This is a genomic window from Pseudomonas sp. G34 (genome assembly GCF_031119625.1).
GTDB lineage: Bacteria > Pseudomonadota > Gammaproteobacteria > Pseudomonadales > Pseudomonadaceae > Aquipseudomonas.
The window spans coordinates 297557-310865 of record NZ_JAVHZV010000030.1; the positions used below are offsets into that span (position 1 = coordinate 297557).

The window sequence follows — 13309 nt, forward strand, 5'->3', positions numbered from 1 at the left end:
AGCCGCCCCTTTGATGCTCGCCGCCCACCTGGATGCCTACCTCGAACACCTGCGCAGCGAACGGCAGGTGTCGGCCCACACCCTGGATGGCTATCGCCGCGACCTCCACAAGCTGCTCGCCTACTGTGAGCAGGAAGGCCTGGCCGACTGGGCGGCGCTCGACATTGCCCGCCTGCGCCGCCAGGTCGCGCGCCTGCACAAGCAGGGCCAGTCGGCGCGCAGCCTTGCCCGCCTGCTCTCGGCCACCCGCGGCCTGTACCGCTACCTGATCCGCGAAGGTCATTGCCGACACGACCCGGCAACCGGCCTGACGCCGCCCAAGGGCGAGCGCAGGCTGCCCAAGGTGCTGGATGTGGATCGCGCCACCCAACTACTCGACGGCGCCCAGGAAGATGACTTCATTGCCCGCCGCGATCACGCCATGCTCGAGCTGTTCTACTCCTCGGGCCTGCGTCTGTCGGAGCTGGTCGCGCTGAACCTCGACGGCCTCGATCTGCCGGCCGGCCTGGTGCGCGTCAACGGCAAGGGCAACAAGGTGCGCGAGTTGCCGGTGGGCAGCAAGGCCCGTGAAGCCATGCAGCAATGGCTGCCAATGCGCGCCCTGGCCAACCCGGCCGATGGTGCGCTGTTCATCAGCCGCCAGGGCCGGCGCATCGGCGCCCGTGCGGTGCAGCTGCGGGTGCGCCAGGCCGGCATCAGCGAGCTGGGCCAGCATATTCACCCGCATATGCTGCGCCACTCGTTCGCCAGCCATATGCTCGAGTCGTCCCAGGACCTGCGCGCCGTGCAGGAGCTGCTCGGGCATGCCGATATCGCCACCACGCAGGTCTACACCCACCTGGATTTCCAGCACCTGAGCAAGGTCTACGACAGCGCTCACCCAAGGGCCAAGCGCCGCAAGGAACAGGATTCATGAGCATCCGCCTGATCACCTTCGACCTCGATGACACCCTGTGGGACAACCGCCCGGTGATTCTTGGCGCCGAAACCGCGATGCGTGACTGGATAGGCCAGCATGCGCCACGCCTGGCCAGCCAGCCGGTGGATCATCTGGGCCAGGTTCGCGGCCGCCTGCTGGAGGCCGAACCGGGCCTCAAATACCGTCTCAGCGAGCTACGCCGACGCACCCTTCGCCATGCGCTGGAAGGCGTCGGCCACGGCCCCGAAGAAGCCGCGCAACTGGCCGAAGGCGCCTTCCAGGCGATGCTCGAAGCGCGCCACGCCATCACCTTCTTCAGCGACACGGTCACCACCCTGGAGCTGTTGGCCAACCAGTACAGCCTGGGGGTGATCACCAACGGCAATGCCGATGTGCGCCGCCTCGGCCTGGCGGACTACTTCAGCTTGATTCTCTGCGCCGAGGAACTGGGCGTCGGCAAACCTGACGCCAAGCCGTTCCGGGAAGCACTTGCCCGCTCGGGGATGAGTGCCGAGCAGGCCGTGCATATCGGCGATCACCCCGGCGACGATATCGCCGGTGCCCAGGCAGCCGGCTGGCGCGCCGTGTGGTTCAACCCGGAGGGCAAAGCGTGGACTGGCGAGAGACAAGCCGACGCGCAGATCCGCAGCCTGGGCGAACTGCCGGCGCTGCTGCAGCGCTGGGCATAGCGTCGGTGGGCTGAAGCCCACCCTACAGGTGACGGGTCGCAGGGTAGGCTTCAGCCCACCCAATCATGTTTGCACCCCCGAACGCTGCATACGCCAATACGCAAAAGCCCGCCTTCTCAGGCGGGCTTTGGCGTTCAAATCCAGCGTTCGCGTCAGATGGGGCGACTGCCGTACTTGCTGTCAGGCTTCTTGGGCGGATCGGAAACCACGTTGGGCTCCACTTCCTGAACCTTGCCACCGCGCGACAGGAACTCTTCCATGGCGCGGGCCAGGGCATCGCGCTCCTTCTGCTTGGCTTCTATGCTCGGCAGCTCTTCGACTTCAACAGCCTTCTTGGCCTTGCCCTTGGCAGGCGTAGGGCTATCGGATTCGCTGTCGTCATCGGCAACATCACCATCAGCGGCCGCCAGCTCCTCGCCGTCGTCCTCGTCTGCGCCTTCCAGCTCGTCTTGTTCCAGTTCTTCGTCGCTCATGTTCAGCCTCATGACTTGCGAAAAGCAGGTTAGTTATAGCCCAGTCGTTCGACGTTGCCGAACGGCTGGAAAAAATTCAATTTGCCGCACCTTGCAAGGTTGCCAGCACACGTCGGGCACCACCGTGTTCGCGGTGTTCGCCCAGATAGATCCCCTGCCAGGTACCCAGCGCCAAGCGTCCATTACTCACGGGCAGCTGCAACTGAACACCGAGCAGGCTCGCCTTGAAGTGCGCCGGCAGATCGTCCGGGCCTTCATCACAGTGCTCGTAACCGGTCGCGTCCTCGGGGACGAGACGGCGGAAGAAGCGCTCGAAGTCGCGGCGCACCGCAGGGTCGGCATTCTCGTTGACGGTCAGAGACGCCGACGTATGCTGCAGCCACAGGTGTAACAGACCCACCCTGTAGCTCGCCAGTTCCGGTAATGCATCCAGCAATTCATCGGTCACCAGATGAAAGCCTCGCGCCCGTGGGCGCAGGGTGATCAGCCGTTGCTGCCACATGCTCGTCGCCTCGTTTTTCAACGCGCGCATTCTAGCGTGCCGGACAAAAAAGCAAAGGGCGCCTGAGCGCCCTTTGCTGTTGTTCGGCATCATTTTTAGTGATGACGCATCGGGCTATCGCCCGCAGCCATCACTTCTTGCTGGTGAACTCGGGGTAGGCTTCCATGCCGCACTCGACCTGATCCACGCCGTCGTACTCTTCTTCCTCGGAAACCCGCAGGCCGATGACCGCCTTGATAAGGCTCCAGATGATCAGGCTGGCGATGAACACCCAGGCGAAGATGCTGGCGATACCGAGCAGTTGCGCCCCCAGGCTGGCTTCCGGGTTGGTCAGGCAAACCGCCAGGGTGCCCCAGATACCCGCCACGCCGTGCACGGAGATGGCACCGACAGGGTCATCGATCCTGATCTTGTCGAAGGCGAGAATGGCGAACACCACCAGCACGCCGCCTACGCCGCCGATCAGGGTGGCCTGCAACGCGCCTGGGGTCAGCGGCTCGGCGGTGATCGACACCAGACCGGCCAGCGCACCGTTGATGGCCATGGTCAGGTCGGCCTTGCCGAACAGGATGCGTGCCACGATCAGCGCGGCGATCAGACCGCCAGCGGCTGCCATGTTGGTGTTGACGAACACCTGAGCGACGGCGTTGGCATCCTCGATGGTGCTCATCTTCAACTGCGAACCACCATTGAAGCCGAACCAGCCCATCCACAGGATGAACATGCCCAACGCTGCCAGCGGCAGATTGGCACCGGGGATGGCGTTGATCTGGCCATTGGCGCCGTATTTACCCTTGCGCGCGCCGAGCAGCATCACTCCGGCCAGGGCAGCGGCAGCACCGGCCATATGGACGACACTGGAACCGGCGAAGTCGAGGAAACCCGCTGCATCGAGGAAACCACCGCCCCATTTCCAGAAGCCCTGCACCGGGTAGATGAAGGCGGTCATCACCACCGCAAACGCGATGAACGACCAGAGCTTCATGCGCTCGGCGACGGCACCGGAAACGATCGACATGCAGGTAGCAGCGAACACGATCTGGAAGAAGAAATCCGAGCGCGCGGCGTAATAAGGCGCGTCTTCGCCACCGGCCAGCACGGACTCGACGCTGTGTTCATCACCGATCAGCCAGCCCAGGCTCGGCAGGAAGCCGCCCTCGGGGCTGGAATACATGATGTGGTAGCCGATCAGCAGATACATGATGCAGGCGATGGCAAACAGCGCCACGTTCTTGGTGAGGATCTCGGTGGTGTTCTTGGCACGCACCAGGCCCGCTTCGAGCATGGCGAAACCCGCGGCCATCCACATCACCAAGGCGCCGCAAATCAGGAAGTAGAAGGTATCGAAACCGTACTGCAAAGCAGTCAATGCTGTGTTGTCCATTATTTATTCACCTCTGGCCGTTGCGCACTAGGATGCGCTGTGCGGTCGAGGCGCCCGGGGTTGGCTCCGGGCGCACTCCGTGTGCTGTCGGCCCGCCACAGAAAGCGGGCCACGGGTACTTACAGGATGTAGCCACGCTCGTTGTGCTGAGCCAGGTCGAGGCCGACCGACTCGTCTTCGTCGCTGACCCGCAGGCCCATCACGCCATCGATGACCTTGAGGATCACGAAGGTGACGATGCCGGTGTAGATCACGGTAAAGGCGACGCCCTTGAACTGGATCCACAGCTGCAGGCCGATGTTCTCGACCTCACCGAAGCCGCCCAGGGCAGGTGCCGCGAACACGCCGGTCAGCAGCGCGCCGACGATGCCGCCCACGCCGTGTACGCCGAACACGTCCAGCGAGTCGTCGTAGCCGAGCTTGCGCTTGAGGCTGGTGGCGCAGAAGAAGCAGATCACGCCCGCCGACAGGCCGATGATCATCGCCCCCATCGGGCCGACGGTACCGGCAGCCGGGGTGATACCGATCAGGCCGGCAACCACACCCGAGGCAATGCCCAGTGCGCTGGGTTTGCCGTGGGTGATCCACTCGGCGAACATCCAGCCCAGGGCAGCGGCGGCGGTGGCGATCTGGGTAACCAACATGGCCATGCCGGCGGTCTGGTCAGCAGCGGCCGCGGAGCCGGCGTTGAAGCCGAACCAGCCAACCCACAGCATTGCCGCACCGATCAGGGTATAGCCCAGGTTGTGCGGTGCCATGGCCACGCTCGGATAGCCCTTGCGCTTGCCGAGCACGATGCACGCCACCAGGCCTGCGATACCGGCGTTGATGTGCACCACGGTGCCACCAGCAAAATCGAGCACGCCCCAGTCCCACATCAGTGCCCCATCGCCGCCCCAGACCATGTGCGCGATCGGCGCATAGACCAGGGTGAACCACACCGTCATGAACACCAGCATCGCGGAGAACTTCATGCGCTCGGCGAAGGCACCGACGATCAGCGCCGGGGTGATGATGGCGAAGGTCATCTGGAAGGTGATGAATACACTTTCCGGAAAGGCCGCGGTCAGCGATTCCTTGGTCAGGTTGCCGAGGAACATGTTGCCCAGACCACCCACGAAGGAACTGAAGTTGGTCACCCCGGCTTCCATCCCGGTGGTGTCGAACGCCAGGCTGTAGCCATAGGCGAACCACAGGAGGCTCATCAGCGCGGTGATGGCGAAGCACTGCATCATCACCGACAGGACGTTCTTGGAACGCACCATGCCCGCATAGAACAGCGCCAGGCCTGGAATGGTCATGAACAGCACCAGGGCGGTGGCGGTCATCATCCAGGCCGTATCACCGGAATTCAGCGTTTTTTCCTGAGCCAGAACCAGGCTTGGGAAAAACAGGGACAAAAGGGCTCCAAGCCCTGCGATTTTTCGCAGAGTCATGATTTAACTCCTGGGACGATTGGGGGTGGGGGCGGAGCTTTAGATCGCGTCGGTATCGGTTTCGCCGGTACGGATGCGGATCGCCTGTTCCAGGTTTACAACGAAAATCTTGCCGTCACCGATCTTGCCGGTGTTGGCAGCCTTGGTGATGGCCTCGATGACGCGGTCCAGCTGATCGTCAGCGATCGCCACGTCGATCTTCACCTTGGGCAGGAAATCGACGACATATTCAGCGCCGCGGTAAAGCTCGGTGTGGCCCTTCTGGCGGCCGAAGCCTTTCACTTCGGTGACGGTGATGCCTTGCACGCCGATTTCCGACAGTGATTCGCGGACATCGTCCAGCTTGAACGGCTTGATGATGGCAGTGACTAGTTTCATGAAACTCTCTCCCGTGTAAGGTGGACTTGCCCCAGGAATTGTTACCCCGGCCCAAGTCTAAGCTCAGTGTCTGGCTTTTGTATGCATCGGTTGCCAAGACGGGCTGACCAACTGCTCGCGGTGAACCCTCCCCGCCCGTTCGCTACAAACCGAACCGCATCGGTGCATGGGTCATGAGCCTCTAAGCAGAAAGCTTGCCAATACCGGCAAAACGCCGCTTTTCAGGAGCTTACGGGCCTGCCGGCGATTGTGATCGATGTCACGCCAAGCTCTTCGCACCAGAAGGGCGCCAATCCGCACAGCACTGTGCGCAATATTGGTGCGCGCCCGCATCGCCGGCCGTGAAAACCCACCGTGCTACACTGCCGCCAACTCATTCTGGAAGGTTCCCATGCTGCCACCCAAAGCGTTGCTCGATGCCCTCAGCAGCCAGGCGAGTCGCCTGCTCAGCGGTGACACTCCATTGCCGCGCAGTGAAATCGAAAGCCAGCTCAAGGCGCTGCTGCAGAGCAGCTTCAGCAAGCTGGACCTGGTCAGCCGCGAAGAATTCGATAGCCAGATGGTCGTGCTGGCCCGCACCCGCGCGCGCCTCGAGGCCCTGGAAGCCAAGGTTGCCGAGCTGGAAAGCCGCACCGCAGCGACGCAGCACGCACCGGCCGAGTAGCCTGCTCGGCCGGCAGACGATCAAGGAGCGATCAATGTCATTGGCCATCGTCCATAGCCGCGCCCAGGTCGGCGTCGATGCACCCAGCGTGACCGTCGAGGCACACCTGGCCAACGGCCTGCCTTCCCTGGCGCTGGTCGGGCTGCCGGAGACCGCGGTCAAGGAATCCAAGGATCGCGTGCGCAGCGCCATCCTCAACTGCGCCCTCGACTTCCCGCCCCGGCGCATCACCCTGAACCTGGCGCCGGCCGATCTGCCGAAGGATGGCGGTCGCTTCGACCTGGCGATCGCCCTTGGCATCCTCGCGGCCAGCGGCCAGTTGCCTGCTGAATCGCTGAGCAACCTCGAATGCCTCGGCGAGCTCGCCCTGTCAGGCACCATACGCCCGGTGCAGGGCGTGCTGCCCGCCGCACTGGCCGCCCGGCATGCAGGCCGCACCCTGGTGGTGCCCAGGGAAAACGCCGAGGAAGCCAGCCTGGCCAGCGGCCTCACCGTACTGGCCGTCGAGCACCTGCTGGAGCTGGTGGCGCACCTTAACGGCCAGACACCGCTGGCGCCCTATGAGGCCCAGGGCCTGCTGCGTCATACCCAGCCCTATCCGGATCTTGCCGAGGTGCAGGGCCAGATCGCCGCCAAACGCGCCCTGCTGGTTGCCGCCGCCGGCGGCCACAACCTGCTGCTGAGCGGGCCGCCAGGTACCGGTAAAACCCTGCTGGCCAGCCGCCTGCCCGGCCTGCTGCCGCCGCTGACCGAGGAAGAAGCCCTGCAGGTTGCCGCGATTCGCTCGGTGGCCAGCCATACGCCGCTGCAGAGCTGGCCGCAACGACCGTTCAGGCACCCGCACCACAGCGCCTCCGGCCCGGCCCTGGTGGGCGGCGGCAGCCGTCCGCAGCCGGGAGAAATCACCCTGGCCCACCACGGCGTGCTGTTTCTCGATGAACTGCCCGAATTCGACCGCCGCGTGCTCGAAGTGCTGCGCGAGCCGTTGGAAAGTGGCCAGATCGTCATCGCTCGGGCCCGGGACAAGGTCGCCTTTCCGGCCCGTTTCCAGTTGGTCGCCGCCATGAACCCCTGCCCCTGCGGGTTTCTAGGCGACGCCAGCGGGCGCTGTCGCTGCAGCCCTGAGCAGATCCAGCGCTACCGCGGCAAGCTCTCCGGGCCGCTGCTCGACCGCATCGACCTGCACATCACCGTGGCCCGCGAGAGCACCCAGCTCGACGTCCCAGCCGATGACGGCGAGACCAGCGCGTCCGCCGCCAGCCGCGTCGCGGCAGCGCGGGATATCCAGCTGCACCGCCAGGGCATCGCCAACGCCTTTCTCGACCTGCCAGGGCTGCGTGCCCATTGCCACCTGGCCGAGGCGGACCGCCAGTGGCTGGAGCACGCCTGCGAGCGCCTCACGCTGTCGCTGCGCTCGGCGCACCGTGTGCTGAAAGTGGCACGCACGCTGGCGGATCTGCAGGGCGAGGAGCGGATCAGCCGCCAGCACCTGGCCGAGGCGCTGCAGTACCGCACCAACCTGTGAGGCGCCACAAATAAGCTGAACGAAACGGCTAATGGCTTATCGATAGCAGGCGTTACCCAGAATCCGACTATCGGTGATGCTACAATCGCGGGCCTCCGCTTTTGGCGGCCATCCGAAAAACCGAGTCGCTTTGCTATCCAGCCCTCCCGGCCCAGACCAGGTGATTGGCTGAGTAAGCCCAGGAAAGACTCTGACCAAGGAGAGCTAGCTCAATGGAGGCACCTCTGTCTTCCCGCTCAACCCTCAATCCGCCGGTTTTCTTCGGCTCCACCCTGATCATTGCGTGCCTGGTGATCTACAGCACGGTGTTCAAGGACAGCGCCCAGAGCGTGTTCGGCGCAACCCAGGCCTGGATCATCGAAAACGCCAGCTGGGTCTATATCCTTGCCGTTGCGTTGATCCTGCTGTTCGTCGTGTTCCTCGCCATGAGCCGCTATGGCGACATCAAGCTCGGCCCCGATCATAGCGAGCCCGACTACAACAACCGCACCTGGTTCTCCATGCTGTTCTGTGCCGGCATGGGCATCGGCCTGATGTTCTTCGGCGTCGCCGAGCCGGTGATGCACTTCATCGCGCCCCCCGTGGGTGAGGGCGGTACGGTCGCAGCCGCCAAACAGGCGATGAACGTCACCTTCTTCCACTGGGGCCTGCACGCCTGGGCCATCTACGCCATCGTCGCGCTGATCCTGGCGTACTTCAGTTTCCGCCATAATCTGCCGCTGACCCTGCGCTCGGCGCTCTATCCGCTGATTGGCGACCGCATCTATGGGCCTATCGGCCATGCCGTGGACATCTTCGCGGTGATTGGTACCGTGCTCGGCGTGGCCACCTCGCTGGGCTACGGCGTGATGCAGATCAACACCGGCTTCAACCACCTGTACGGCATGCCGACCACGACCACGATGCAGCTCCTGCTGCTGGCCGGGACGATGGGCCTGGCCACCATCTCCGTGGTCAGCGGCCTGGACAAGGGCATCCGGCGACTCTCCGAGCTGAACATGCTGCTTGCCGTGTGCCTGATGCTGTTCGTGCTGGTGCTCGGGCCGACGGTGTTCGTGTTGCAGACCTTCGTGCAGAACACTGGCCAGTACCTGTCGGAAATCGTCAGCAAGACCTTCAACCTCTACGCCTACGAGCCGACCGACTGGATCGGCGGCTGGACCCTGTTCTACTGGGGCTGGTGGTTGTCCTGGTCGCCGTTCGTGGGCCTGTTCATCGCGCGTATTTCCCGCGGCCGCACCATTCGCCAGTTCATCGGCGGCGTGCTGGTAGTTCCCGCCGGCTTCACCCTGCTATGGATGACCGTGTTCGGCGATACCGCGATCCACATGATCCTGGTCGACGGCGTTACCGACCTGGCCGCTGCGGTGGACAAGGACAGCTCCCTGGCATTGTTCGCGTTTCTCGAACACTTCCCGATGTCAGCGATCCTGTCGCAGATCGCGGTGTTGATGGTGGTGGTGTTCTTCGTCACCTCCGCCGACTCCGGCGCCATGGTGGTGGACATGCTCGCCTCCGGGGGCCAGGACCGCACGCCGGTATGGCAGCGTATTTTCTGGGCCGTACTGATGGGCGTGGTGGCCGCCTCGCTGCTGCTGGCAGACGGCCTCAAGGCCTTGCAAACCGCGACCATCGCCAGCGCCCTGCCCTTCGTGATCGCCCTGATGGCCTCGATGTGGGGCCTGCTGCGCGCCCTGCAGATCGATGCCGCCAAGCGCAACCTGCGTGACCAGGTGTCGCTCAGCCCCCGGGGTGCTTCGAGCACTGGCGGCTGGCAACGTCGCCTGCGCAGCATGGTGATGCTGCCACGCCGTTCCCACGTCAACCGCTTCATCGTCGAAACGGTGCTGCCCGCCTGCCAGCAGGTGGCCGAGGAAATGCGCAAGCAGGGCCGCGAGGCACAGGTCGAGAGTGGCGACGACGGCCGTGTCACGCTGTCGGTCAGCCATGGCGCCGAAGCCGACTTCCAGTATCAGGTTCGCCCGCGCGCGCTGATCCAGCCAAGCTTCGCCCTGCGTGACACGCGCGATGACTCCAACGAGGAGCGCAAGTACTTCCGCGCCGAGGTGCACCTCAACGAAGGCGGCCAGGACTACGACGTGATGGGCTGGAACCGCGAGGAAGTGATCGGCGACATCCTCGACCAGTACGAACGTCACATGCACTTCCTGCACCTGACGCGCTAAGCCTCTGCGTCAACAACAACGCCCGGGCCGTGATAGCCCGGGCGTTGTTGTTGGTGGCCCAGCCTGAATACTCGACCGAAGCCCAGCGGTCAGCCGGGCAACCACGTCGCTGCCGCGGACTTACCCACGCGCAACCCGCTATCCAGCACACAAAACAATGCCCGCCCTGCTTGCGCAGCCGGCGGGCATTGTCGTTGGGCAGCTGCTTCAGTGAGCCGGCTTGACCTCTGGACGGGCACCGATGGCGTTCTGGCTTTCCTCCATGACCTGCTGGATCGCCTTGCGACGGCGCTCCTCGGCCCGATGAGTGAAGAACCACACCAGGAAGGTGGCGAGCGACACCGCCAGCAGGATCAGGCTGGCAATCGCGTTGATCGCCGGGGTCACGCCCAGGCGCACCTTGGAGAACACCTCCATGGGCAGCGTGGTCGCACCAGGCCCGGACACGAAGCTGGCCAGTACCAGGTCATCGAGCGACAGCGCGAAGGACATCATGCCGCCCGCCATCAGCGAGGGCGCGATCATCGGGATGGTGATCAGGAAGAACACCTTCCACGGCCGCGCGCCAAGGTCCATGGCGGCTTCTTCGATGGACAGGTCCAGCTCGCGCAGGCGCGCCGACACCACCACGGCCACATAGGCCGAGCAGAAGGTGGTGTGGGCGATCCAGATGGTCATCATGCCGCGCTCTGCCGGCCAGCCGATCAGTTGCGCCATGGCCACGAACAGCAGCAGCAGCGACAGACCGGTGATCACTTCCGGCATCACCAGCGGTGCGGTGACCAGGCCACCGAACAGGGTGCGGCCCTTGAAGCGGCTGATGCGGGTCAGCACGAAGGCCGCCAGGGTGCCCAACGCCACCGCCGCGATCGCCGTGTAGCAGGCGATCTCCAGGGAACGCCAGACGGCGCCCATCAGTTGGCGGTCGTCGAGCAGGCTCCAGTACCACTTGGTCGACCAGCCGCCCCACACCGTCACCAGCCGCGAGGCGTTGAACGAGTAGATCACCAGGATGACCATCGGCAGGTAGATGAAGGCCAGGCCGACCCACAGCATCAGCGTGGAGAAACGGAAACTCTTCATACGCGTCCCTCCAGCTCTTTAGCTTGGTTACGGTTGAACAGAATGATCGGTACCAACAGGATCGCCAGCATCACCACCGCCAGCGCCGAGGCCACCGGCCAGTCGCGGTTGTTGAAGAACTCCTGCCACAGCACCTTGCCGATCATCAGGGTTTCCGGGCCGCCGAGCAGCTCGGGGATCACGAACTCGCCCACTACCGGAATGAACACCAGCATGCAGCCGGCGATGATGCCGTTCTTGGACAGCGGCACGGTGATCTTCCAGAAGCTGTTGAAGTTGCTCGAGCCCAGATCCGAGGCGGCTTCGAGCAGGCTCTGGTCATGCTTCACCAGGTTGGCGAACAGCGGCAGGATCATGAACGGCAGGTACGAATAGACGATACCGATGTACACCGCGGTATTGGTATTGAGGATCTGCAGCGGCGCATCGATCAGGCCGATGCTCTGCAGCAGGCTGTTGAGCAGACCGTTGTTGCTGAGGATGCCCATCCAGGCGTAGACGCGGATCAGGATCGCCGTCCAGGTCGGCATCATCACCAGCAGCAGCAGGACCGTCTGGGTTTCCTTGTTGGCACGGGCGATGGCGTAGGCCATGGGGTAGCCGATCAGCAGACAGGCCAGGGTGCTGAAAAAGGCGATCTTCAGCGACCCCAGGTAGGCGGCCAGGTACAACGCATCCTCGGTGAGGAAGATGTAGTTGCCCAGGTTCAGCACCACCTGCAGGGTGTTGTCGGCCCAGGTGTAGATTTCCGTGTACGGCGGGATCGCCACATCGGCTTCGGCGAAGCTGATTTTCAGCACGATGATGAACGGCAGCAGGAAGAACAGGAACAGCCAGAAAAATGGAATGCCGATCACCAGGTGTCGGCCGTTAGGCATACGCTTGGTCAAGCTGCTCATTTTCATGATTGCAACACCACGCCGCTGTCGTCTTCCCAGAACACCACCACCGGGTCATCCCAGGTCGGCCGTTTGCCACGGCGCTCGGCGTTGGCGATGAAGCACTGCACGATCTGCCCGGAGGTCAGCTTGACGTAGTACACCGAGTGCCCGCCCAGGTAGGCGATGTCGTGCACGCTGCCATGGCTCCAGTTGTACTCCGGGTGCTCGTGGTCGGCCGGCAGCTGGGTGGCCATCAGCAGCTTTTCCGGGCGCAGGGCATAGGTGACCTGCGTCTCCTGGGCGCGGGTGCTGATGCCATGACCGATGTAGATCGGCTTGTCCAGCTGTGGGCAATCGATCACCGCATGGTCGGTATCGTCGTGGACGAGTTGCCCGTCGAACAGGTTGACGTTGCCGATGAATTCGCAGACCAGGCGGCTGGCCGGCGTCTCGTAGATATCGATGGGGCTGCCGATCTGGGCGATCCAGCCCAGGTGCATGATGGCGATGCGCTGGGCCATGGTCATGGCCTCTTCCTGGTCGTGGGTAACCATCACGCAGGTCACGCCGACGCGCTCGATGATCTCCACCAGTTCGAGTTGCATCTGCGAGCGCAGCTTCTTGTCCAGCGCGCCCATGGGCTCGTCGAGCAGCAAAAGCTTGGGGCGCTTGGCCAGCGAGCGGGCCAGCGCCACGCGCTGGCGCTGGCCCCCGGAGAGCTGATGGGGCTTGCGCTTGGCATATTGGGTCATGTGCACCAGCTTGAGCATCTCGGCCACGCGCCCGTCGATCTCGGCCTTGGACATCTTGTCCTGCTTGAGGCCGAAGGCGATGTTGTCAGCCACGCTCATGTGCGGGAACAGCGCGTAGGACTGGAACATCATGTTGATCGGTCGATCATAGGGCGGCAGGTCGGTAATGTCCTGGCCATCGAGGAAGATGCGCCCTTCGGTGGGCCGCTCGAACCCGGCGAGCATGCGCAGCAGGGTCGACTTGCCCGAGCCGGAGCCACCCAGCAGGGCGAAGATCTCGCCCTTGTTGATGGTCAGCGAGACATCGTCGACCGCGACGGTTTCGTCGAACTTCTTGGTTACCCGCTCGATCCTGACCAGCACCTCTTTGGGTTGCTGGCTGCCCTCGATGACCTTCTTATAAGTACTGGAAGCAACTGCCATTACCAAACTCCCGC

13 protein-coding genes are annotated in these 13309 nt (G+C 63.7%); 5 read left to right on the forward strand and 8 right to left on the reverse strand.

Going from position 1 to position 13309, the window contains the following annotated elements:
• Positions 1-13: 13 nt before the first annotated feature.
• Together xerC and QYS36_RS22945 are read left to right on the forward strand one after the other, a co-directional pair.
• Positions 14-916 carry a tyrosine recombinase XerC gene (xerC, locus tag QYS36_RS22940; RefSeq protein ID WP_308841672.1) on the forward strand — a complete coding sequence of 301 codons (903 nt, stop codon included), beginning with the start codon at positions 14-16 and terminating at the stop codon, positions 914-916.
• On the forward strand, positions 913-1608 hold the full coding sequence (locus QYS36_RS22945; protein ID WP_308841673.1) for an HAD family hydrolase: 696 nt from the start codon (positions 913-915) through the stop codon (positions 1606-1608). The genes xerC and QYS36_RS22945 overlap by 4 nt, the downstream gene beginning before the upstream one ends.
• A 152-nt stretch (positions 1609-1760) precedes the next feature.
• Here QYS36_RS22945 and sutA read toward each other — a convergent pair whose 3' ends face one another.
• The 5 genes from sutA to glnK form a co-directional block, all read right to left on the reverse strand.
• The gene (gene sutA, locus QYS36_RS22950) at positions 1761-2081 is read right to left on the reverse strand and encodes a transcriptional regulator SutA (protein ID WP_308841674.1); all 321 of its coding nucleotides are present in this window, start codon (positions 2079-2081) and stop codon (positions 1761-1763) included.
• A gap of 76 nt (positions 2082-2157) precedes the next feature.
• A complete protein-coding gene (locus QYS36_RS22955) occupies positions 2158-2583 on the reverse strand; it encodes a secondary thiamine-phosphate synthase enzyme YjbQ (RefSeq protein WP_308841823.1) in 426 nt (141 codons plus the stop codon).
• A gap of 130 nt (positions 2584-2713) precedes the next feature.
• Entirely contained in the window at positions 2714-3967 is a 1254-nt protein-coding gene (locus tag QYS36_RS22960; protein ID WP_308841675.1) for an ammonium transporter, read from the reverse strand.
• A gap of 119 nt (positions 3968-4086) precedes the next feature.
• The gene (locus QYS36_RS22965) at positions 4087-5403 is read right to left on the reverse strand and encodes an ammonium transporter (RefSeq protein ID WP_308841676.1); all 1317 of its coding nucleotides are present in this window, start codon (positions 5401-5403) and stop codon (positions 4087-4089) included.
• 39 nt (positions 5404-5442) lie between these two features.
• Positions 5443-5781 (reverse strand): P-II family nitrogen regulator, encoded by a 339-nt coding sequence (glnK, locus tag QYS36_RS22970; RefSeq protein ID WP_003096476.1) that lies wholly within the window; start codon positions 5779-5781, stop codon positions 5443-5445.
• Between the two features lie 391 nt (positions 5782-6172).
• Between glnK and QYS36_RS22975 the strand changes: the two genes are divergently transcribed.
• From QYS36_RS22975 to QYS36_RS22985, 3 genes are all read left to right on the forward strand, one after another.
• Entirely contained in the window at positions 6173-6445 is a 273-nt protein-coding gene (locus QYS36_RS22975) for an accessory factor UbiK family protein (protein ID WP_308841677.1), read from the forward strand.
• Between the two features lie 34 nt (positions 6446-6479).
• Entirely contained in the window at positions 6480-7970 is a 1491-nt protein-coding gene (locus tag QYS36_RS22980) for a YifB family Mg chelatase-like AAA ATPase (RefSeq protein WP_308841678.1), read from the forward strand.
• 212 nt (positions 7971-8182) lie between these two features.
• Positions 8183-10156, forward strand: coding sequence for a choline BCCT transporter BetT (locus QYS36_RS22985; protein WP_308841679.1), 1974 nt, complete (start codon positions 8183-8185; stop codon positions 10154-10156).
• Between the two features lie 207 nt (positions 10157-10363).
• Here the strand turns inward: QYS36_RS22985 and QYS36_RS22990 are convergent, their stop codons facing one another.
• From QYS36_RS22990 to potA, 3 genes are read right to left on the reverse strand one after another with little or no spacing between them, the layout of a single operon-like run.
• The gene (locus QYS36_RS22990) at positions 10364-11239 is read right to left on the reverse strand and encodes an ABC transporter permease subunit (protein ID WP_308841680.1); all 876 of its coding nucleotides are present in this window, start codon (positions 11237-11239) and stop codon (positions 10364-10366) included.
• On the reverse strand, positions 11236-12117 hold the full coding sequence (locus tag QYS36_RS22995) for an ABC transporter permease subunit (RefSeq protein WP_308841824.1): 882 nt from the start codon (positions 12115-12117) through the stop codon (positions 11236-11238). Before QYS36_RS22995 ends, QYS36_RS22990 begins: the two co-directional genes overlap by 4 nt.
• Before the next feature lie 23 nt (positions 12118-12140).
• On the reverse strand, positions 12141-13295 hold the full coding sequence (gene potA, locus QYS36_RS23000; protein WP_308841681.1) for a polyamine ABC transporter ATP-binding protein: 1155 nt from the start codon (positions 13293-13295) through the stop codon (positions 12141-12143).
• Positions 13296-13309: the final 14 nt, after the last annotated feature.